The following is a 23,168-nucleotide window of genomic DNA, read 5'->3' as shown; positions in this document are numbered from 1 at the left end:
TGCTAACTTTTGGTAAAAAGGAATTACAACGAGATTGCCGAGACCCGTTTTTCGCTTCGCTTGGACTTGCGACAAGCCAAACAGGCATAGCCGAAAACGGCAAACAACGAAACAAGACTCACTGCCACACCGATTTTCATACCTGACACGACGTAATGCATGCGAACGGTATGCTTGCCTGCTTTGAGCGGAAGACTAATCAACGCCCCCGCCACCTTCTGGGTCTTTGCGGGCTTTCCGTCTACACTTACCTGCCATGAAGAATCAGAGATGATGGAAATTACCAGTTGTTCCACATGCTCGGCGTCGACCTTCATCGTCACATCACCGTTTGAAAAATGACTGATGTCAGGACGGTCACGCTTCAATATGTCAGTGGAACGTTTCAACTCGTCCAAGTTCAACTGATAAAACAGCGGGTTCAGCGAGCGCGGCGAGGAAGGATGCTTAGTGCGATAGGAGACATCCGCACTACCGTCGTGGTTTTGCGGAATATAGACAACGCCAGGCGCACCATACTTGGCATAAGGAATCCAAGCGTCTTTCAATGTCAGCACCGCACCACTGTCCAAAGTCTGTATTTCCCCGTAAACGGGACCTTTGCCGACTCCGGATAGATGGTATTGCGTAGAACCGTCGTGGCTGGAAGCCTTGAAAGGCAACGGCTCAAAGAGACGCACCTTCGAACCCGTCAGCTGGCTGAAAAGCTGATTCTGATAAACGAACGGATTAGTGTCGAGGACGTAAGAACCATCAGTAATACGCGCAATACGCGCAAGCTCGTCCGGTTTTTCTCTGGGCAAAACATGCAGAGCATCTTTGGAAGCCACAAAGGCAAAAGGCAACGCATAAGGATTGCGGTAGACGGATTTGCCACTGGCTCCAGGCAGCTTCGTCTTTTCAAGCCCCTCGATCGGGTAACGGGACAATACGTATTTGGACGCAAGCAATGAGTCCGCGCTCAGTATCGAAGTGTCGACCACGCTGATATTGATATCGTTCTGCGCATAACCGAGGTTCTCGAGCAACCTTTGCTCATCCGGGTTCGGATCGGAAGTATAGCCAACAATCGGCTTGTAGTCATATGCAAACCCCTCATCGAACATCCAGTTCAGATGTTTGTCGATATACCCCTGGCGGCGGGCGGAAGTCTGCGAGATACGGTACGTGCCATGGTCAGCATCTGTGACCGCCTTAATCTGGTTGACCTGCTCAGCCGCATAATTTTTGTATAGGGACGTGTTGGCGGTATAGTCCCCCGTTCCGGAAGACGAACGATAAAACAGGCATACATCACATCCAAGATCCGCCAGAACCGCCGCCACCAATACAACGCTTATGCCTGCGCGCACGGACCCCGCCGGGATTTTCCGACTTTCCACCACAAGGAAAACGACCACCACACCCGCAGATACGGTCAACAGCGCCATAAGAACGCCACGGACAGGATTGACCACTTCCAAAAGCACCAGCAGCACCAGGAAAACGGCAAATGCGACGTAGGTGTAGACACTACGACGCGAACGCACGTCACGCCAAGAACCATAGAACGCACCTGCGGCGGCAATCATCACGAACATCGCAAGATAGGCGAAGCGGTACAGGTAGCTGACCACCTGTTTCAAGAGGGAGAAAACGTAAAACAACGAACCTTCATGGAAGGCCAAAATGATGATGAACAGCACCCCTGCCACAGCAATTTTGGTGCGCCTGTTAATCTGGTCGGTAAACAGGAAACCGATAAATCCGAATAACGCGAGCGCACCGATAAACAGGGAGGCCGCACCTGAAACCGAATGCGAGCCGTGCACGAAACCTTGCAACTCGAATGTCCCGGCACCCAAGAAAGGCCACTGACGATCACCGAGATTGATCCGGCCTCTGCCTCGACCCAGCTGCAACGCGGTAGGCAACAGCACAAACGCGCTCAAACCGAGTCCCGCAACGCCAGAAAGCACAAAGCGACCAAGATTGTGCCAGATAACAGGGAGCACCTTGGCATGCCGCTCGTCGGAGAGCGCCACGGATTCGACCACATACCACATGACGATAAACAAGCCGTCGAGGACCGCCGTGTACCAATTGAACACAACGGCGAACGCGGTAGACAGGATCAGCAGCAGTGAACGATGACGATGAATGCAATAATAGACACCGAGTGCCATCAACGGCAGCATGTAGACGCCATCAAGCCACATGACATTGCGGCTTTGCTCAAGATTATATTGCATCAAAGCATAGCTGACAGAAAGAAGAACGGTGTACAGACGGTTGAGACGAGGCCCTAAACGATGCGTCAGATACACCGACATCGTCAGACCGGCGGTGCAGAGCTTCAGCAGCACCAAGATGTCGTAGAAGTCGTTCAGATGGACTTTCGAGAAGAAAACGACGAGCAGATTGAAAGGCGACATAAGGTAATAGGAGAAAACGGCGACGTTATTGCCGCCGAGGCCTTTGGAAAAGGTGTAGCCGATGCTGTTGTTCCCCGAAAGGACATCCTTCAGATAGGCGAAGAAGCTGAGATACTGCATATTCGCATCGTTGACAGCCAGCGTCTTCTGCCCGCCCCCGAAAGGAGCCACCGAAAGGATCGAAAAGACGACAACCAATATCGCCGCGACCAGCATGACAGTTGCGGGATAGACTATGGCAGCACTGTGGGCAGCCTTATAGACGATTCGTCCAAAAGGGGAAGCCGGACGCTTGGAATAAGTTTCGGGATGCCGGGCAGAAGGCTTTGAATTGCTCAATTCTTCTCCTTCCGCCCGGATAAAAAGCGGCCGTTAACGTCCTATTATTTGTCACTGATCACAATAACCAAATTCAACAATTACCGTTATAATTTAATACCTAGTGCATAGTTTCTGTCAAATCTATTGCAAGTTGTTAAAAATAAATAATCGAAAATATTGCATGGCGAAGCGGACTCGCGAAATCTCCTCACACACAAAACAACCCAAGAACACCTGCCAGCCCCGCCTCCCGGCAGCCGTTTGAGAACTGCAACCAGTGACAATGAGCCCCTATCGACGTCGCCCATTGACGAGAATCAAGAATTTCTGCTATTGCCGAAATTTGGTGAATCTCACATTTTTCCAAGCTTCACATTTTTATCGCCCTCATCCGCTGCGGCGCCAAGAACGAAAAACCGCCGACGGCGCGTCTGCGATACAAAGGAAGGCGCACAATTCCGACGATATTGAACAGAGCACTTCGAGAGAAAGCCGTAATGCGCGTTTTGTACCGTAACTATTTTATAAGTATTCTTAACGCGTTATAAGGTCAATTTATGGCGTGTCTCTCTCTTATATAAAAAAGTTCATTCTTTTGTAATTATTTTTTCAGGTAAGTCATCGCATAATAAGTGAATGACCAAAAATACGAATAATAACCCAATCGAATGGCTTAGACGCCTCACGCACGACGACTCCATCAATAAGATTTCACGATTGAGCAGGATTCCGTATACGACTTTGTATAAGCGTTTCAAATTGGACACGTTGACTACAGACGAGATTATCGCGATCGCCCGCGGTTACGGCATGAACCCAGTGGAAGCGTTGGTCCAGACCAACGTCATCGGCAAGGAAGAAGCGAGCGACGTTCGCGGAGACAACGCCCTGCGACTCAGCAGCATCAAAGACATCGCCGCTGAGATAGTCCGGCGCAGCACCCCCACAAGAGGCTCGGCAGGCAACGGCAACCCGTCAACGCAAGAAAACTCCGACGAGGACTAGGACCGGACACATCTCTTAATATTAGTACCTCTTAATATTGGCACCTCTTGATATTGGGGATCGCGCCCAAACCCGATCGCCGGCAAGCAAACGGATCCGGAAACGAAGCGACAGGCAGCAACCATCATCCACTGCGCAAAATTGGGGAATCGTGCAGCATTCGGCCGCAACAAGGCGATTGGGGGACCGATCGGAATCTGAATACCGCCCGGCAAGCGGGTAGCCTCCGGAAACTGAACATGCCGACAACAATCAGGCATACCGGCGGGAATCGGACATACCGACGGGGAATCGGGCAGTCTCCGGGAACCGGGCATACCGACGGGAATCAGACATACCGACGGAAATCGGACATACCGACGGAAATCGCGCAATATCCGGAACTCAGGCAATCACGGGACACCGGACAAATCTCCGAAAACTGAATAGCCTCCGAAACTCAGGCGGTTTCCAGAACTCAGGCGGTTCCCAGAACTCAGGCGGTTTCCAGAACTCAGGCGGTTTCCAGAAACCGGGAGCCCTCCGGAATCCGTGTACCTTCCGTGACTTGAGCATACGGTGAATAAGTCCGAACGGCCTCCGGAAACCGGCATAAGGTGAATAAGCAACCACGGCAACACGGAGGCACGGCCAATCCAGAGCCAAGCGGCCAATGGGCGAACCGGCGTCACCATCTCACCGCCGGTTCGCCGCCGGTTCGAATTCCATCGGCCCCGTACCCTTTTATACCTGTCTCTTACCTCTTATATCCGTAGGTGGCCTTCAAGCGGGGATGCCGCTAGGGCTGACAACGTCACCTGGCCTTTCGCACCTTCAGTTCCCAAGTTAAATTATGCTGACAACTGAATTATACAATTCTAAACGTTTTATATAAATTTTTTAAAATATTTTTTTCGATCCGTTTGCGTTTATCAAAAAAGCGTATAAACATTACCTTGCCTCATTGCATTACTTAAGAAATTTTACTCGCCTTTACGCAAAATTGAAGTTTCCTAAGTTTTCCAACGGTTTTCGGCCTATCATACAACGCTAATTTCTGACTAAAAAACGTGTTTACTATAAAAAATAAATATTAACCGAAAAATAATCAAACGTTTCATGCATTTTTTTCTCTTCCATTTTCACCTGAATTATCGGAAAATAAAAGCATGGAAGAAATTCGGCATAATCATATTGAATGGCTACGAGAAGTTACCCACGACGATTCCATCAACAGGATCGCGCAACAGGCTGGCATCCCCTATGCCACTTTGTACAAGCGCATCAAGTTAGGAAAACTGGCGACCGGTGAAATCATCGACATCGCCCGCAGCTATGGCATCAACCCCGTTGACGCGTTGGTGAAAACCGGCATTGTCAGCAATGAAGAAGCTTCTGGCGTGCGTGGAAACAACGCGCTGCGCTTGTGCAACATCAGCTCCATCGCGGAGGAGATCATTCGCCGCGACGCCGAGAAAAGTCATCTGAAGAACGACGACAGGCACAGGAGCAACATCGAGATCCAGACCGCGACAACAAAGGCAGCCTGAAATCAGCGCACGGGCTACAACACGAAAGCTCGCATTCCCCAACCCTGCGCCTCAAGCGCACCAGCACATTGCGTTAGCGCGCTTGCTGCCATTGACGGGTTGGCTATGACATAGAAGCGCAACATCAATCATCGCGGGTTGACGGCAATTGGTCGCCAACCCGCTTTCGTATACCGACGCACAAGCCTCGTAATCCAACAGCGGGGTCACCCAGATTTCTCTTTACGCACCAAACGTTCATTGCGCGAGACTCGATATTGCGTTTATCGTCTCCATCCGTTATCGTTGCATTCATGACATCACAAATTTCTTCTGCGGACAGCAGCAACGGCTCCGGGCTCTATCGTTCAGCCGCCGACTGTAACTCTCGTCTGCACACGATGATGTCTTGTATGACGATGTCTTGTTGCCGCTGAATCGTTCGATAATTTCGCCGCTATTTTCGTTTTTAAAGATTTATTCACCGATGGGCGTTCGATAGGTATTCGATATTCAATTATTTGAATAATTTATTTTGAATAATTTATACCGATTTTGCAAAATTGCGTATATGCCTCAACGGTAACGGTTTCATGGCGAAATCAGCAGACTTCTTCCACACCCCCCCTAAAACTGGCGATATTATACGGAATATCCGTGTTCAGAATTTCTTGAGCCCAACGAAAATACCGTTTAAGATTGCCAAGTCCATATTCATTCCATACATATATACATATTTTTATACAAAGTAATTATTTTATACAAAGTAATTATTTTATACAAAGTAATTATTTTATACAAAGTAATTGAGAGGAACGTCATGAACGAAATCACATGGAACTGGCTGGCGCTCGGCGTCACCGTTCTGCTGTTCGCCGGCCTCGCCGTGCTGAGCCGCACGAAAAAGGCCGGGTTCAGCGCACGCGTCATCATCGCCACCGTGCTCGGCATCGTGATGGGGCTGATTTTCAAGGGCCACACCGACTACGTCGCCGCGTTCGGCACTGTCTGGTCGAACGCCATCGGAGCCATCGTCGTGCCTTTGCTGCTCTTCAGCGTCATCGCCAGCATCACCAACCTCGGCTCATCGCTGCGGCTGAAGAACATCGGCGTGAAAACCGTGGTATTCCTGCTGCTGAACACACTGACCGCCTCGCTCGTCACGCTCGGACTCGCGCTGGCGTTCGGCGTCGGCAAGGGCTTCAACGCCGCGATGCCTCAGCACTACCAAGCCAAACACGTGCCGCAGGTGCTCGATACCATCGTCGGGCTCTTCCCCTCGAATCTCGTCGCCAACTGGGCCGCCAACCAGGTCGTGCCAGTCGTCATCTTCGCCATCCTCGTCGGCCTAGCATACAACGCCGCCGCATCGACGCCTAAAGGCGAGGCCGCTGTGAAGCCATTCAAAATCTTCGTGGACGCCGGCAACGTCGTGCTCTCCAAAGCCACGCAGATCGTCGTCGGTTTCACGCCTTACGCGGTTCTCGCGCTGATCGCCGCCGCTATCTCGAAGAGCAATCTCGTCGCGCTGCTGCCGCTGCTGCTCGTGCTGGTCGTGGCCTACATCGCCATCGCGCTGCAGATGTTCGTGGTGCAACCTGCCATTCTTGGCGTTACGACTCGCACCAACCCGCTGCGCTTCTTCAAGTTCTTCTGGCCCGCCGGCGTCGTCGCGTTTACTTCCGAGTCCAGCATCGGCACCATTCCGGTGACTGTGCGCCAGCTACGCAAGGGCGGCGTGCCCGATGACATCGCCTCGTTCGTCGCCTCGCTGGGTGCGAATCTGGGTATGCCGGGATGCGCTGGTGTGTGGCCTACGCTGCTCGCGGTATTCGCCGTTAACTCGCTCAACATGCATTACACTCCATTGCAGTATCTGATGCTCGTCGCCCTGACCCTGCTGGTTTCGATCGGCACCGTCGGCGTGCCCGGCACCGCCACCATCACCGCCACATCGCTGTTCGCGGCCACCGGCCTGCCGATCGCCTTCATCGCCATCTCCCAGCCGATTTCGCAGATCGTGGACATGGGACGCACCGCCCTCAACGTGGCCGGAGCCTCCAACACCGCCTTCGTCGTCGCCGCAACCGAACATCAGCTCGACCGTGACCTCTACGACGGCCGCAAGGAGTTTACCGACTCGGATCTGGATACGGATGGTTTGGATACGGACGCCGAACAGGATTCCGCCACCAATCAGGATTCCGCCACCGCCAAGCCGCTTGCAGCAAGTGATACGGCTGTAGCGAGCGCCAAAGCAACTGCGGGCGCAAACGCTTCCATACAACTCAACGCATCCCAGAACGGCTCCAACACACAGGCAGGCTCCAATACGCGGGCAGATTCCAACGCCAACTCAACAACAGATGCTGCAAGTGCCGCTCGAACCTCAGCTGCAACGGCTAGTCCATTGCATCTCTCCTCTGCCAGCAACCTGCTGAGCTTCTCCCCGTCCGCCGCCCTGGACGGCCAAGGCGACGACATGTGCGGCCTGCGACCCTCCGGGAATCAAAGCAACGGCAAAACCGAATAATCCAGAATAATCTACAGGTCATTCCGCAAGCTCGTTCCATAGACCGGCTCCGCAAGCCAGCTCCACGAGCCAGCTCCTCTCAACGGTAAAAGCCGTATCGAGACGCATATTTCAGCGCCATCGATACGGCTTTTATACTCGCCATTTTCAATGAATCTTGCCAATTCAAACAATCGACAGCGAGACAAACGTTACTCAGCCATGAGGTTGGGTTTCGGGAGGAATCACCGACTTGTAAGGCTTGCCCTTGAACTCCTTGGCATAGGCGTCCTTCGCGGCCTGCAGAAGCTCGGGGTCGGTCAGGGCATCATAGGCGGTCAACGCAATCGTCTTGGCGGCCTGCACGAGTCCCTTATGCGCCACACTGGACTGGCCATTAGCCACCCACTGCCAGGAATGCGCCGGAGTGCCAAGCGGCTCGAAACCACCGTAATACTGCGCGGTCGGGGTGCACCAGCTTACGTCGCCAACGTCGGTGGATGCCTGGCCCTTTGTATCGGTGGTGTAGATCAGCGGGAACTTCGGCAGGGCCATGCTGGAATGGGCCATCTTGCTTGCTTCCTCATCGCTCAGCTCCGGATTTGCGGCTTTCAACTGCTCGGCAAGCGGACCCTCGAAGCCCTTAGGATTGTTGGCCTGAATCCTGCCCTCGAACTCGAGCTCTTCGTCAGTGAGCTGCAACGGGCCGACCAAGTCGAGATTACGATCCATATCCTCGCTCAGCGGGTGGTTCGGCACATAGTTGGCGCAGGCAGAATCGAAGTCGATCGACAGATCGGTATCCGTCATCATCGCGGCGCCTTTGGCAATCTTGACCACGCGGTCGTAGATCTCCTTGGCCTGATCCAGGAACGGGGCGCGCACGAAGAAGTAGAGCGTCGCCGTGGGATGCACGACGTTCGCGGACTCGCCGCCCGCATCAAGATAGGCGTAGTGGATGCGCGCGGCGTCGATGATGTGCTCGCGCAGGAACTGCACACCCACCGTCATCAGCGTGGCAGCATCGAGCGCATCGCGCCCCCGTTCAGGAGCAGCGGCGGCATGGGCGGCGACACCCTTGAAGCTGAAATTGGCCTGCATTACGGCAAGCCCTGAACCACCGGCGACGGCAGTGGTGCTGGCGGGATGCCAGGTAAAGGCCGCATCCACGCCATCGAAGACGCCCGCACGAGCCATGAACGCCTTGCCATAACCGCTCTCCTCGGCAGGGCAGCCGAAAAGCTTGAGCGTTCCCTTAAGATGCTTTTCTTCCATCAGCGTCTTCAGCGCGACGGCGGCACCCAGCGCACCCGTACCGAGCACGTTGTGGCCGCACCCCTGGCCGGGAGCACCCGGGACGAGTGGCTTGCGCTCGGGGTTGCCGGCCTCTTGACTCAGGTTGTCAAGCGCGTCGTATTCGGCGGTGATGCCGATGACCGGCTTGCCCGATCCGTACGTGGCAATGTAGGCATAATCCATACCGGCCACGCCCTTTTGGATGTCAAAGCCTTCCTTTTCAAGCACTTTATAATGCTGTTCGACGGACTTCGGCACGGTGAAACGCGTTTCGGGTGTCTCCCAGATGCGGTCCGACGCCTCGATGAACTCGTCTTTCTTCGCGTCGACGATGTCCATGATTCGCTGCTTGTTGCTATCAATTGCCATAGAAACGCTTCCTTTCGGGACCTTGGTATATCTCTATGAGATGGCATTGCGCCGCATCCGCGAGTACGAACCGAGCCTCCCTGGCGTCGCCATCATCGATTATCCCTCACGATCTATTCTTGCACCATAGCGCGTTTGTCCAAGGAGCGCGACCATATGAAGGAATGGGAGGATGCTCGATTTGCAGCCAACAAGACCGGATCGGATTCCACACACAGCGATTCAACGGCATCCGCGCAACAAATGGGAATAACCAATACGATCACCATGGAATCATCAAGGTCCAAGCGCATCTGCTCGCCGAAATGCCGAGCAGCTTCCGCAAAGCTTGACCGCCGATGCCGCAAAGCTATGCCAAGCGGGGATAATTGCGGGGGAGAGCCCAAACGCTGCGCCACATGCGAATCGGAGTAGCGGAAGATGGATCCACCGCATGCCAGAGTGTCCGCCCGAAGTCGCACTTTCCCGGCGCCACTGTCACAAAAGCGCACCCTAGCTCTCCCAACATGCACTTTTCAAACACCGCCGTCACAAACATGCACCCTGCGCCCTCCAACATGCACTTTCCCGGCGCTCCCGTCACAAAAGTGCAACTTAACCCTTCCAACATGCACTTTCCAAACACCACCGTCACAAACATGCACCCTGCGCCCTCTAACATGCACTTTCCCGGCGCCACTGTCACAAAAGCGCACCCCAGCCCTCCCAGCATGCACTTTCCAAACACCACCGTCACAAACATGCACCCCACACCCACCAACACGCACATTCCAGACGCCACCGTCACAAACATGCAACTTAACGCACCCAAAGTGCACGTTTCCAACACCGCCGTCACAAACGTGCGCACCCGGCTCCCAGCATGCACTTTCCAAACACCACCGTCACAAACATGCAACTTAACGCACCCAAAGTGCACGTTTCCGACGCCGCCGTCACAAACATGCACCCCAGCCATCCCAGCATGCACCTTTCAGACGCCACCGCCACAAACATGCAACTTAACGCACCCAAAGTGCACTTTTCAGACGCAACCACGGCAAGCGCACATCGATGGGTCTAAGCCGAACCAAGCATGTGCGGCTGTTGTCATTACCTATGCAAGAGACCGCCCCGGGAGGAATCGTTTCCCGGGGCGGTCTCATCATTCAACTGGGCTCTACATCACTGCGAATCAGCCCGTATGAGCATGAACCAGCAACTTCAGCTCAGTCGCGCCTGCGCAACGCGGTGAGAGCAGCAGCAGCAGCAAAAGCCATGAAAGCCACAAGCGAGACAGCTGCGACATTGGAACCGGTATTCGCGAGCTTCTTGCCGGTATTGTTTCCGTCAGTCTTTTTAGCAGGATCATTCTTGGCGTTATTGGTCTTGATGAAATCAGCCTGCTTGCCAATCTTCTTCAGGCCTTGCTCGGCGGTCTTCAGATTGGCGTCAAGAGTCCGGTAGTCAGGCTCAGCACGGGTGACCGACTCGAGAGCAGCCTTACCGGCGGAGCGAGCCGCATCGAACGGCTTCCAAGATTCAGCGGTGTAATCAGCTTGCTTGAAGTTGCTGTAAGCATAGTTCACATCTTCCTGCAGAATGCTCCTCCAGCCGGCAGTGCTGATCTCCAACTGATCGAATGCGGTCTCGATTGCCTTCACGTCCGCATCAATGGCATCCTGATCGAGGAAGTTCGAAGTGCCTGCCGCCTCGGCAAGATCGGCGCGGCCTTGAGCGATGGCCTTATCATAAGCGGCCAAGCTCTCTGCGGTATAGCGGTCCCGCAGGAGATACGGCGCGTTGTTGATCCACATTTCAAGAGCGTAGGTATCAAGCTTAACGGGATTGGGATTAACCGGATCCTGATGAATCGGGGTCTCCATCTTCACCGCAGCGTTATAGGCGTCGGAAAGCTCGGTCATGGCGTTGGTGACGCTATCGGATGTCGCATTCTCATCGTTGTAAACACTCTGGGCAGCGGCCAACTTACCCTCCACGCCAGAGGCATCCCAATTCGGATACTGAGTCTTGTTCTTCTGAGCTTCCAGCGTGCTGTTGATAACAAGTTGCAGCTCTGCCTTCAAACTGTCGACGGTCTCATGAATCGTGGTATCACTGGTATCTCCAGCTTCCTCATAATCAGACCGAATGCTATTGAGCATGCCGGTTTCAGCATCCACCTCATCCTGAGAAGTCGGATTATTAAACAAATCGAGCGCTTCATTATAGAAATCAGCGGTCTCGGGGTTGGTATCCAAACCTGCCGCACGGAAAGCATCCAACGCGGCCTTCAAAGCGGAGGTATCAACCGCATTTTGCACTGATGACTTGGCTGCCTGCGGTGCAGATTTGGCCGACTGCGGGACCTGGGCCTCAGGCCGGACAGGAGTTTGGGCCTGAACCGGCGCCTTCTGAGGTTCCGCAGCCTTCTTGGTCTGAGCGGCTGTCGCATCGACCTTCACCTGGGCGGTCCGCAAATCGGCCTTGGCAACAGAAGCAGCGGCCGCTTCCGGCTCCTTTACGGTGACCGCGACGCCCTTCTTAGCCTGATCCGCAGAGGCAGCAACGGCAACAGCTGTCACGGGCTGATTTTCCGTGGACGTTTCAGCGGCATTGCCCACACTTGCTCCGGAGAACAGCATACATACGGTGGCCGTAAGCGCCACTCCACCTTTGAGTAATTGCGAATAAGCCATTTCATCCTTCTTCCCGTTTCCGCCTGTTGAGTTGAAGTTCCTTGGAACTTTACCCAACAAATTTATATATATTTCGTCTACTGCAATGCACAACGCCAACAATATCGTTGGTATAAATCTCATATCGAACAACTTTTGTATATTCTGGAAAACAACAATCGTTTACCCAAAAGCCATCGATATGTTATACATTGTATCACAATGCTGGACTGTATTCAATCCATCGCGACCAAGCTCGTATCAAGCAATCGGATGCGTAAACCGCGGTTGCGTCACTTCCGTACCGCGGCAATCCGCCACTTCAAAAACAAGCAGCCGACGATGACGCCAAAATCGTATTGTCCACCGAGACGAATGTCGAGGAAATGGCGTCATTGCAACCAAAACGCTTGCAAAACGAGGTGATATAGCCGGGCAGCAACAAAGCAGCACAGCCGAATAGCAACAAGCCGACGACTGCGATAAAGACAACCGAAATCGCGCATTTCCACACGACCGACCCGAAGCTCGCGTCCAACTTGGAAACCCACGCACACCGCATCGCACCGACGGCTCGTGCGCAGATCCCCACGACGGGAAAACGTGGAGCCGCCGAAACCGTTGGCACCGGACTTGCAATAGTCGCCGAACAGCCGGGCAAGGTTCATGGCATACACAAACAGCGCCGGCAGAAGCCATACGATGACAAAGCGCATAATGGCCGAAATACCGGGAACCCAAAAGCCCACACGCACACTACGCCGACGGCCGTGCGCAGATTTCCGCGACGGGAAGGCGGGGGAACCGCCGAGACCGTTGGCACTGGACTTGCAATAGTCGCCGAACGGCCGGGCAAGGTTCACGCCATGCACGAACAGTGCCGCCAGAAGCCACACGGCAACAAAGCGCGCGATAGCCAAAATACCAGAAAACACCTTAAACCCGATAATCCCCGAAGGCTCGAGTATTTGACGGCAAAGCGTGCGATGGCCAAAATACCGGAAAGCATCTTGAATCCGATGAACTCCTGCAGATTCAGGTATTTGGCAGCAAAGCACTTGCAAGCGGCAACAACGCTCTTGCCTTCCTCACCGCGTTTCGGCATGGATACGGCATCTGCCACCTCAGTCGAATCGGATCGAACTCGCGCCTTCTCGCCATGTATCCTCGCCCTCTTCTGCAGTCGCGTACATGGTCTCGCTCACCTCATCCCTGGCCACCCCGCTTGCCAAGCGCCTTCGCCACGCGCCTGTTGGCCGAGGCATTGCGGAAATAACCCGCGATAAACGAACCCAAACCACGGAAAGTACGGCCGTTCGCTATCTCGACGACGGCCCCGACCATCGCCGAATCAACCAAACCCCGCGCCATTTTGCATATCGCACGCGGCGGCATATTCAGCACGAAGAGGATGCTGAGGTCGGGTTGGCCAGTCTTCTGGCGAATTTTGACCTCACGCTTTGCAAGCGTCTTGGCGATGGTTCGAGCCACAAAGCCGCGCGAATCCGCCCACGAGGAAATCGGGTCGTTCTCGCCGAAAACGGTTGGTTCGCCGGACGCGGCAACGCTGTGACCGAAGAGAGCCGTCATCTCGCTGTCGGAGACTTCCTTGATCTGCCCTTTGAGATAGTGGCCAAGAGCCGGGTTCGGCGGGCACAAATCGCTATCACCCTGAACCATCTGGGTGACAGAAAGCGGCAAATGCTCCACGCTGTCGCCAACCAGAATCTCACGCATGCCGGTCTCGGTTTTCCATTGTCCGGTAACGACATCGTAATGGCGGAATGTATAGCGATCGAAGGGAATCGTGACCGTCTTGGTCTCGTGCGCGCCGAGGAAGACCTTCTTGAAGCCCTTGAGCTCACGGTCGGGACGCATCGCGCCACCACGAGGCCCGCGGACATACATCTGGGCGACGGTGGCACCGGCGACATCCGAATCGTTGGTTACGGTGAACGCGATGCCGTTCTCGTCGCCGGCCAGACCGGAATAAGTGAACGAGCTGTAACTCAGACCGTAACCGAACGGGAAGCGCACCGGCACCCCGGCCGTTTCGTAGTAACGGTAACCGACGAACGGACCTTCGCGATAGATCGAATCGCGGCCGGGGGACGGGTACCAGCCGCAACTGGGGACGTCTTCGTATTTGAGCGGCCAGGTTTCAGCAAGGTGACCGGAAGGATTGACCCTGCCGGTAAGCACACGGGCGGCAGCGGAAGCACCAGCCTGGCCACAAAGCCCTATATAAAGGAGTGCGGCAACGCTGTCGAGCCACGGCAGCTCAACGGGGGAACCGGCAACGAGCACGATGACCACGGGCTTGCCGGTGGACGCCAACGCCTCCACCAGTTCGTTCTGGCACTCGGGGAGGGCCATAGTGGAGCGGTCGAGACCTTCGGATTCGCTGCGCTCGTCAATACCGATGACGGCAAGCACCACGTCGGTGTCATCGGCTGCGGCCAACGTTATGGCACCATCAATCAGCACGCCGTTCTTGCCGCCGTGACGCTCATAGCCCTGCCGATAGCCCGCAACTTCCACACCGTCGATCTTCTTGAGCTCGTCAAGCAGGTTTTCTTCCTGCGTTGCATTGACTTTGGCGGAACCGGAACCTTGATATCGTGCGGTTTTCGCCATGTCACCGATGACTGCGACACGAGTGCCGGGTTTCAGAGGCAGCACACGTGAGGCGGACGGCTGAGAGTCCGTCTCGGCTATATGGCAGAGCTTGTTTACAGACTCCGATCGTACGGCCGCAGTGTTGCCGGGTGAAGTCGCATGAACCTGACCGCCGAAATCAAGTACCGAGCACGCAACGTCGCCATCGCTGCTTCGCGCCCTCGATACGACATCGTTTTTCAGCAGTACGGCCGTATTCTCAGCCACATAACGGGCGACCTTATGGTGCTGCCGGGCAACCGTGTCGTCGAGCAAATCACCACGGCCGACTCCTGCGAAATGCGTCCGTTTGGCAAGTTTGGCGACCTCACCGGCACGAGCGTCGATATCCGCCTCGGAAAGCGTTCCGGCCTTCACCGCGGCAACCAGCTCACGCACGGAAGTGTAACCGGGAGAAGGCATCTCGAGCGTTCCGCCGGCCTTCACCGCGGCGAGAGCGGAATTGGAACCGCCCCAATCCGAGATGACCGCGCCATCGAAACCCCACTCCTGACGCAGGATTTCGGTGAGCAGATGCTTGTTTTCGTGAGAATACGTGCCGTTGACCTGATTGTACGACGTCATGATGGCCCAGGGATGCGCCTGACGGACCATAATCTCGAAACCGGTCAGGTACAGCTCGCGCAACGTCCGTTCGTCGACCACGGAATTGGAAGCCTGACGCCGCAACTCCTGGCTGTTAACCGCGAAATGTTTCGGGCACGCGGCCACGCCATTGCTCTGAATACCTTTGACCAGGCCCGCCGCCATGCGCCCGGCGACCTGAGGGTCCTCGGAATAGTACTCGAAATTGCGGCCGCAAAGCGGGTTGCGTTTGATATTCAGACCAGGACCAAGCAGCACGTTGACACCGAGGTCGTGAGCCTCGCGCCCCAGAGCCTTACCCAGAACTTCCGCGAGCGCGGGATCCCAGGAATTGGCCACCGTGCCGGCTGTCGGGAAACAGGTGGCGGGCTTGGACACACCGATGCCCAAGTGGTCGCCCACGCCAAGTTGGCAGCGCACCCCGTTGGGGCCGTCGCTCATCGCAAAGCTCGGAATTCCGGCCCGCTCATTGCCGCGCGAAGTCCACTCCGACGCGCCGGAAAGCAATGCCGCCTTCTCGGTAACCGAAAACTCTTCGAATTTCACGATCGCTCCTTATGCCAAATACCAATGTTGCCGTCTCAGCATCCCCGACGAGGCAAGGCCTCACGCGGTGCGATCAGTCGCATGCCTATGCCACGCCACACGGTTCGCGTCGGGGCCGGCCCATCGAGCGCACGACCCACCCGTATCGGGCGACCCATCCATATCGAGCGCCCGGCCCTTTCCGATGGACGAAGTTGCCTGCGTACCGTAGCCGCCATTCAGGATAAGGTTATCCATATCGCTGCCCTTGAACGAAATCTTGATGTTGCGTGAAGCGCAAGCGAAGGCGGCGGAAATCTTCCCATGCCAACATTGAACGGGTTACAATGGACTTCGACGGCGTTCTTGCCAGGACGAGAACCTGCGTTCTTAACCGTCACCCCGAAACTGACCTTGCCGCGCTCGCGGCTATTCCTGCCCATCCTTTGCTCGCATTTCGCACACTTTTCTAACATCAGCGTCAAAAACATGCGTCCCAGAACAGCCAACCCGCACGTTTCTGACGGCAGCGCCAAAAACATGCACCTTACTCAGGATAAATTGCACTTTCCCGACACCAGCGTCACAAACATGCACCCTTGACCAGCCAACCCGCACGTTTCTGACGGCAGCGCCAAAAACATGCACCTTACTCAGGATAAATTGCACTTTCCCGACACCAGCGTCACAAACATGCACCCTTGACCAGCCAACCCGCACGTTTCTGACACCAGCGTCACAAACATGCACCTTACTCAGGATAAATTGCATGTTTCTGACGGCAGCGTCCCAAATACGCACCTTGATGTTCCCCACGGCATCGCCATTCATCAGGACATTGTGAATACCATCCCAGCACACCTGATTTTGTGGACAAGTGGTCACTGGCATCTTCAAACTTGTGGACAAGTCAGCCGCGACACGCCCGGGATTGTGGATAACCCCAAGCATCCGACCACAGTTGCCCGCACAGCTTTCCTGTCGAGCACTTATCGCCTAGCGTCGGTTCTATGAGACGCAATCAGGAAATAGAGCAGATAGCCGATGACGCCCAGCAATGCCAACGCTACTTCTTCGGCGTAACAGCAAACCAGAAGAGGTCCATGCGCAAACGCTGGCTTGCCCACGAATACGTCCGCTTATACCCGAATGTCTATGCACGAAGCGAGTACTATAACAAGCTCAACCCACGAGAACGCGCCCTACACCTAATCCGCGCTCTAGCAGCCAAATATCCCCAAAAAGTATTCGGCGCGATGAGTGCCGCACTGATACTGGGGCTTGAATGCCCTGGGTACAACGATAGATTGGGACATGTGCAAATCGCTGCGGACACTTCAATACCACCTCGCCCATCAGGCACGATCGAGAAGATATACGTGCACCCGCTAACATTCATCGTCCATGACGGAATCCGTATCACCCCTCCAGAACGAACGCTGGTAGATTGCGGCTTGCGATATTCCTATATGCAATCTCTGGGAATTTTCGACTCCGCATTGCGTTTCGGAATGACAACACGAAAAGACATCGCTGACACGTGTTCCGGGTTGCGTAAAGACTGCTCACCAATACAGAAGCTTCTGCGTGACGCGGATGAGAAAAGCGAGAACGGCGGCGAATCATTGTGCCGCGCAACAATACTCGAAGCCGGACTTGCACGACCCGAGCTGCAACACGAATTCCGCGACCCGGCCAATCGAAAGCATATTTTCCGCACCGATTTCCTCTGGACATGTGACCACAAAACAGTGGTCCTGGAATACGACGGCATGGAAAAATACACAAACCAGCATATGACAAACGGGCATGACACACGGCGAGTGGTTTACGACGAGCGCAACCGCGAAGATGCGTTGCGCCGTGCTGGAGTAACCGCCATTCTGCGTACGGATTACGAAGAGCTCAGACGGCCGCAGACTCTCATCCAGAAGCTTCTCAACAACGGGGTGCCGATGGGAAAGGCTCTTTGGTGAATCAGACAAGCCTCGTTGCGACACTTCAGGCCGTATAGCTTCCTGCCCCAACTGCAAACGCGCATTTTTCCGACAGTAGCGTCACAAACATGCACTTTAGACACGGCAGCCTGCATCTTCCCGACACCACCGTTGGAAACATACACTTTGCTTGAGGCAACCTGCACCTTTCAGACATTACCGCCGGAAACATGCACCCTACTCGAGATAACCCGCACCCTTTTGACACCACCGCCAGAAACACGCACTTTAGACACGGCAAAATACACCTTTCAGACATTACCGTCGGAAACATGCACTCTACCCGAGCCAACCCGCACCTTTCCGACAGTAGCGTCATAAACACGCGCCCTACCCGAGGCAACCCGCACCTTTCAGACATTACCGTCGGAAATATGCACCCTACCCGGGCTAACCCGCACTTTTTTGACACCACCGCCAGAAACAAGCACTTTACTTGAGGTAGCCTGCACTTTTTGACATTACCGTCAGAAACATGCACCCTACTCGGACTAACCCGCATCTTTTTGACATTACCGCCGGAAACATGCACTCCACTCGAGCCAACCCGCACCTTCCCGACAGTAGCGTCACAAACACGCGCCCTACCCGAGGCAACCCGCACTTTTTTGACACCACCGCCAGAAACAAGCACTTTAGACACGGCAGCCTGCATCTTCCCGACACCACCGTCGGAAACATGCACCCTACTTGAGGCAACCCGCACCTTTTTGACAGTAGCGTCACAAACACGCGCCCTACCCGAGGCAACCCGCTCCTTTTTGATGCTACCGTTGGAAACATACACTTTACTTGAGGCAACCTGCACCTTTTTGACGCTACCGTTGGAAACATGCACCCTACTTGAGGTAGCCTGCACCTTTTTGACAGTAGCGTCACAAACATGCACCCTACTTGAGGCAACCCGCACCTTTTCGACAGTACCGCCGGAAACATGCACCCATGAAGAACAGCGCAGATAACCCAGTAACGATGCAGCGGTCTCGATAGTATTGACCATATGAGCGACTTGAACGCGTTGGACCTGGAACCCGGGGAGATTGTCGGCGGATACACGCTGATCTCACGGCTGGGCGGCGGCGCGATGGGCTCGGTCTGGCGGGTGCGCGATGACGGCGGGCAGATATACGCCATGAAAATCCTGCGCGATTCACTCAAGGACGAAAGCGTTGCCGGCGGGAACAGTTATCAGAACGACGAAATGTCATCGCAAGACAATTCCGAGAATTATGGCAATGCGGACAACTACAGCGAGAACGGTTCCGCAGGTTACAGTTCCACAAGCAACAACACAGCCGGCAACGGATTCGGCACTACCAGTTATGGCCGGAACGATGAAAACACCAGCGCCTATTCAGCTCAATCAGATTATGGTTCCGAAAGCCATACATCGCATCACCGCAGCCACGATCCGCACGTCACGGCCCGCGAGCGCATGCGGCGCGAGGCAGTGGCCATGCGCAAAATCAACCACCCAGGTGTCTGCGCCATCGTCGACATGGAACTCGACGATTCCCTCGCTTTCATCGTCACGGAACTGATCGAAGGCAAGAACCTGCGCGATGACGTGGCGGCGAACGGCCGATATGTCGGCGACGATCTGCAGCGTCTGGCTTCCAAGCTCATCGACGCGGTCCGCGCAGTGCACGCGCAAGGCATCATCCACCGCGACATCAAGCCCACGAATGTCATGGTAAGCGCCTCGGGCCCGGTCTTGGTCGATTTCGGCATCGCCATGAGCGCCGGGGAAAGCCACGTCACCCGCACCGGTCTGGTGATGGGCACGCCCGGTTTCATCGCCCCCGAAATCATCGACGGCGCGGAAAGCAATGAGGCCACCGACTGGTGGTCGCTCGCCAGCGTCATCGCCTTCGCCGCTACTGGCAGACCGGTTTTCGGCAGCAAGCCGATGATGGCGGTGCTCGAGCGCGAGGCGAGCGGCAACGCCAATCTCGCCGGCCTTCCGCCCAATACGTTGAACGCACTGCGAAGCGCGCTCAACCCCGACCCTGCCAAGCGCTGCAGCCCCGACCAATTGCTGCAAGCCATCACGCTCGATGCCCTGAACCCGTTCGAAAACGGCGAGCTGGGCGATGGGTCCGAAGGGGTGGTGCCCCCTTTTAGCCGAACGCCTCGGCCTGACACGGATTGGGTAGGCACGGCCCCAAACAATCCCCGAGCCGCTTGGACCGATGCCATTCCCGCAACAGCGGCCTCAAACGGCAATGCCGCATTGAAACCATTGCAACGCGCCGCCGACGATGTTGTCTCAAACGCCCAGATCAAGCAACCACACCGCCAGATACGCGGATCGACGCGAGCGATGCCAATCGAACCAGCCACGAGCCGACCACCGGCAGGAACGCGAAAAACCGGATACAACACCGGTCGACCGCCAACGAATCAAACGCCATACACGAACCCCGACCTATCTTCGATTCCAAACGACGAGGCTACCCAGACCTTGCCGCCCCCAACGGCGCAAGACCTGGCAGCGACTTCCACGATGGCTCGCAACGCAACCGCCACAATGCCGCTCGGCACAGGGGCAACACAAGGTCTCGAACAGACCTCGCCTCTTCCTGCAACGGAACCAAGGACGACGCAACAAACCGAAACCGCCACTATGCCGCTCACAGTCGCCCAGCCAGCTGCCGCACAGCAACGTTTCGCTGACGCACAACAGGGGCAGCCACAAGGCGCACCGTACGCGGCAAGCGCACCATACGCACCATATATATATGGACAGCCGAACGCGCAGCAAGGCTATATGCCCCAGCAGGCACAAGCCCAGACCACGCTCCAATCCATGCAACCGGAATCAGCCACAATCACAAATCCGGCGGACGCCAGACGCGGCAGGCTCCTTTCGCGTTCCGTCCTGCCGCTTTGGCTTCTGGCGATTCCGCTCGCGCTGCTTTCGGCTTCGGCACCGCTCATCTCGATTTGTTGCGCCACGGCCCTGCTTTGGTTCCTTCTGACGTTGGGTTACAGCGAAGAGGGGCAACTTGGGCGCGAGGGTCGTCACGGCGGCATCCGCAAAGGCGGGGACACGGCGCTGCGTACGGTAAGCCTGCCTTGGCATACCCTCAAAGCTCTGCTGTTCACCGTCCCGCGAGCGCTGGCGCTCATCTTCATCGCCGGCGTGGGCCCGGTGGTCGTCAATCTGGTTTCGGGGCTTCCCATGCGCATGGTCACTTTGCCTCTCGGCCCCTTGCATCTTCCGCTTGCCTTGCCGGCGGATCTTTCCCTCTCCTATTCGAGCGCTTCGCTGGCGATATTCATGGCCGCCGCCTGGATTGCCGTCGTTTTCGGCCCGAAGAGTACACTGTTGCGTATCGGCGCCGGCAGACTGCGCGGGGCAGCCTATCCCAAGCCGGACGCCGCAGCAGGATCCCGATTCGTTTCACCGAATTTCGCAGATAATGGATACGGCAATCAGCCCAATCGAGGATATGATACAGACGATGTCGACGCCGAAGATGAACTGAACATCGATGGTGCAAATCCCGGAAAACACCATTCGGCCCGTCGCTGGGTATTGTTGACGATTTGGCTGATAGCAACGCTCGCGGCGCTGGCGTTCGCTCTCAGCAATCAGCAGATCAACTGGATTCCGCTTCTATAACTTCTATAAGTGGAGTCCGCACACCCAAACCAGGGCATTGAAAAATCCAGCCCTGCAATCAAGCCGTTCCTTATTTAATTGCCTCCATCTGGGTGTGCGCGCTGGCCGCAAAATGCAATCAGCGTTCGCCCCAAAGCTATTTCATCCACCCATACGTGCAAAATAAAGAACATTAGGTCTATTGCAATGCGTTGGTGCTTCAGTCGCTACGACAAAGGGCCAACCAGCGGTTGACAGTATTTTGCAATCACAAAGAAGGGCATATGGCACAGCAGGGCAACAATAAAAGGCAAAAGCGCAAGATGAGAGCCAGACGCCAGGCCGAAGAAGCGGCGCGTCAGAAAGCGCTCGAAGAGGCTGCCGCCAAGGAACGCAAGCAACAGACCATCATCGGCGCTATCGTCGTCGCCGTCATCGTCATCCTTGTTGCCATCATCGCCATCGTCAGTTTCCGTTCCATTCACAAAGCAAACGTTGCCAAGAAAGTCACGTCCAATCAGACTTACAGCGCTTTGCAAAAAGTAAAGGTAAAGCCCAGCGCGGCAGACGACAAGGGCGGCATTCCCCTTTCCAAGAACGGCTTCGGCAAGAAGATCGCGAAAGCGCCGACCGTTGAAATCTATATGGATCCGTTGTGCCCCGGTTGCGGCAGCCTTCATCGCCAAATCGATTCGGACCTCACTAAGATGGTCGACGCCGGTCAAATCAACCTCGTCTACCATCCAATGAACTTCCTCGATCCCGATTCAAGCGACCAATACTCCACACGAGCAAGCGGCGCGATTCTCTACATAGCCAGCCACGACCCGAACGTCGACCATCTGCTTGGCTTCGTCACCAATCTCTATGCCGAGGATTTCCAGCCTTCGGAGACCAATTACCAGCCAACGAGCAACGACAAGATCGCCCAGCAGGCCATCGCTGCCGGCGTCTCCCGCAGCGTTGCGAACAAAGCGTTTGGCGGTCAGTACAACCCGTGGCTCAAGGCCGTCTACAAATACACCCTCAAGCGTCCGGAGCTGCTGAACAGCGAAGGATCTCTGAGCACCCCGGCCGTCACTGTCAACGGCAAACTGATGGACATGAGCGAATTGGCGCAGCTGGGCCTCACACAACGGCAGGCCTTGCTCAAGGAACTGGGAATCAAGGAATCGCAGCTGGGTAAGAAAGGCGTTATGCCGAAGATCGGTACCGGCGCGCCTGAATCCTTGGATTAATCAGTCGGTTTCGTCTATTAACCGGGCTCAATAAGAGGCCACTAATAAAAACGGCGGCGGATTCACCATTCACGTGGCGGTCCGCCGCTATTTTTATTAGTGACTGACACAGTTATCCGGACGCATCCGGCTGGGGGAGCACTGGTCTCAACCAATCAAAACCAAGTGACAGAATGCTTTGGCCTATCGCAGACGCGTACTTTGGCCTGCCTCATCGCAGACACGCATTTTGACCCGCCTCATCGCAGACACGCATTTTGACCCGCCTCATCACGCCTCAGCTCCACCTTTATCTACCAGACGAGGGCATACGAGACGATGCAAGCAATGCCGAGAAATTGAGCATCACGCCATGCCGACAAGAGCAGAGGAGCGATGGCGCTGAGATATCAGCTCACACAACCGAAATATATGCAAATAAATCAGGCAGGAAAAATCAGGGAAATTTAGGAGGC

General features: G+C 55.3%; 12 protein-coding genes and 1 pseudogene. 6 read left to right on the top strand and 7 right to left on the bottom strand.

What is annotated here, in order from left to right; all coding sequences use genetic code 11:
* Positions 1 to 23: 23 nt before the first annotated feature.
* Positions 24 to 2,753, bottom strand: a complete 2,730-nt coding sequence (locus OZX64_RS00375) for a YfhO family protein (RefSeq protein ID WP_277172977.1) — start codon at positions 2,751 to 2,753, stop codon at positions 24 to 26.
* A gap of 618 nt (positions 2,754 to 3,371) precedes the next feature.
* On the opposite strand from OZX64_RS00375, the gene OZX64_RS00370 reads away from it, so the two are divergent.
* The 3 genes from OZX64_RS00370 to OZX64_RS00360 all read left to right on the top strand — a co-directional run bounded on the left by OZX64_RS00370 (position 3,372) and on the right by OZX64_RS00360 (position 7,781).
* Entirely contained in the window at positions 3,372 to 3,740 is a 369-nt protein-coding gene (locus OZX64_RS00370) for a hypothetical protein (protein ID WP_277172975.1), read from the top strand.
* A 1,148-nt stretch (positions 3,741 to 4,888) separates the two neighbouring features.
* Positions 4,889 to 5,269: a hypothetical protein gene (locus OZX64_RS00365; RefSeq protein ID WP_277172973.1), complete on the top strand. Its 381-nt coding sequence runs from the start codon at positions 4,889 to 4,891 to the stop codon at positions 5,267 to 5,269.
* A 799-nt stretch (positions 5,270 to 6,068) separates the two neighbouring features.
* A complete protein-coding gene (locus OZX64_RS00360; protein ID WP_277172971.1) occupies positions 6,069 to 7,781 on the top strand; it encodes a dicarboxylate/amino acid:cation symporter in 1,713 nt (570 codons plus the stop codon).
* A gap of 195 nt (positions 7,782 to 7,976) precedes the next feature.
* Here OZX64_RS00360 and OZX64_RS00355 read toward each other — a convergent pair whose 3' ends face one another.
* The 6 genes from OZX64_RS00355 to OZX64_RS00330 form a co-directional block, all read right to left on the bottom strand.
* Positions 7,977 to 9,425: an amidohydrolase gene (locus OZX64_RS00355; protein WP_277172970.1), complete on the bottom strand. Its 1,449-nt coding sequence runs from the start codon at positions 9,423 to 9,425 to the stop codon at positions 7,977 to 7,979.
* Between the two features lie 1,208 nt (positions 9,426 to 10,633).
* Complete coding sequence (locus OZX64_RS00350) at positions 10,634 to 12,103, bottom strand: hypothetical protein (protein ID WP_277172968.1); 1,470 nt, start codon at positions 12,101 to 12,103, stop codon at positions 10,634 to 10,636.
* 371 nt (positions 12,104 to 12,474) lie between these two features.
* Complete coding sequence (locus OZX64_RS00345; protein WP_277172965.1) at positions 12,475 to 13,002, bottom strand: hypothetical protein; 528 nt, start codon at positions 13,000 to 13,002, stop codon at positions 12,475 to 12,477.
* Positions 13,003 to 13,288: 286 nt separating this feature from the next.
* Positions 13,289 to 15,892, bottom strand: coding sequence for a glycoside hydrolase family 3 C-terminal domain-containing protein (locus tag OZX64_RS00340; RefSeq protein ID WP_277172964.1), 2,604 nt, complete (start codon positions 15,890 to 15,892; stop codon positions 13,289 to 13,291).
* Positions 15,893 to 15,952: 60 nt separating this feature from the next.
* Positions 15,953 to 16,129: a hypothetical protein gene (locus OZX64_RS00335; protein ID WP_277172962.1), complete on the bottom strand. Its 177-nt coding sequence runs from the start codon at positions 16,127 to 16,129 to the stop codon at positions 15,953 to 15,955.
* 171 nt (positions 16,130 to 16,300) lie between these two features.
* A complete protein-coding gene (locus OZX64_RS00330; protein ID WP_277172960.1) occupies positions 16,301 to 16,762 on the bottom strand; it encodes a hypothetical protein in 462 nt (153 codons plus the stop codon).
* Between the two features lie 119 nt (positions 16,763 to 16,881).
* Here OZX64_RS00330 and OZX64_RS00325 point away from each other — a divergent pair, with 119 nt between their 5' ends.
* From OZX64_RS00325 to OZX64_RS00315, 3 genes and pseudogenes are all read left to right on the top strand, one after another.
* Positions 16,882 to 17,847 carry a hypothetical protein gene (locus tag OZX64_RS00325; protein ID WP_277172958.1) on the top strand — a complete coding sequence of 322 codons (966 nt, stop codon included), beginning with the start codon at positions 16,882 to 16,884 and terminating at the stop codon, positions 17,845 to 17,847.
* Between the two features lie 1,021 nt (positions 17,848 to 18,868).
* Positions 18,869 to 19,936 (top strand): annotated as a pseudogene (locus tag OZX64_RS08855) (serine/threonine-protein kinase); the annotation flags it as partial.
* A 1,823-nt stretch (positions 19,937 to 21,759) separates the two neighbouring features.
* A complete protein-coding gene (locus OZX64_RS00315; RefSeq protein ID WP_277172954.1) occupies positions 21,760 to 22,713 on the top strand; it encodes a thioredoxin domain-containing protein in 954 nt (317 codons plus the stop codon).
* Positions 22,714 to 23,168: the final 455 nt, after the last annotated feature.

It is taken from the genome of Bifidobacterium sp. ESL0704 (assembly GCF_029392075.1).
In the GTDB taxonomy this organism is placed as follows: domain Bacteria; phylum Actinomycetota; class Actinomycetes; order Actinomycetales; family Bifidobacteriaceae; genus Bifidobacterium.
This window is presented reverse-complemented; position numbering and strand designations above follow the sequence as displayed.

What these genes read in the sequence shown, in the direction of transcription:
- OZX64_RS00355 (WP_277172970.1), bottom strand. Translation starts at nt 9,425, where the DNA reads ATGGCAATTGATAGCAACAAGCAGCGAATCATGGACATCGTCGACGCG.
- OZX64_RS00360 (WP_277172971.1), top strand. Translation starts at nt 6,069, where the DNA reads ATGAACGAAATCACATGGAACTGGCTGGCGCTCGGCGTCACCGTTCTG.
- OZX64_RS00315 (WP_277172954.1), top strand. Translation starts at nt 21,760, where the DNA reads ATGGCACAGCAGGGCAACAATAAAAGGCAAAAGCGCAAGATGAGAGCC.
- OZX64_RS00370 (WP_277172975.1), top strand. Translation starts at nt 3,372, where the DNA reads ATGACCAAAAATACGAATAATAACCCAATCGAATGGCTTAGACGCCTC.
- OZX64_RS00325 (WP_277172958.1), top strand. Translation starts at nt 16,882, where the DNA reads ATGAGACGCAATCAGGAAATAGAGCAGATAGCCGATGACGCCCAGCAA.
- OZX64_RS00350 (WP_277172968.1), bottom strand. Translation starts at nt 12,103, where the DNA reads ATGGCTTATTCGCAATTACTCAAAGGTGGAGTGGCGCTTACGGCCACC.
- OZX64_RS00365 (WP_277172973.1), top strand. Translation starts at nt 4,889, where the DNA reads ATGGAAGAAATTCGGCATAATCATATTGAATGGCTACGAGAAGTTACC.
- OZX64_RS00330 (WP_277172960.1), bottom strand. Translation starts at nt 16,762, where the DNA reads ATGCCAGTGACCACTTGTCCACAAAATCAGGTGTGCTGGGATGGTATT.
- OZX64_RS00335 (WP_277172962.1), bottom strand. Translation starts at nt 16,129, where the DNA reads ATGGATAACCTTATCCTGAATGGCGGCTACGGTACGCAGGCAACTTCG.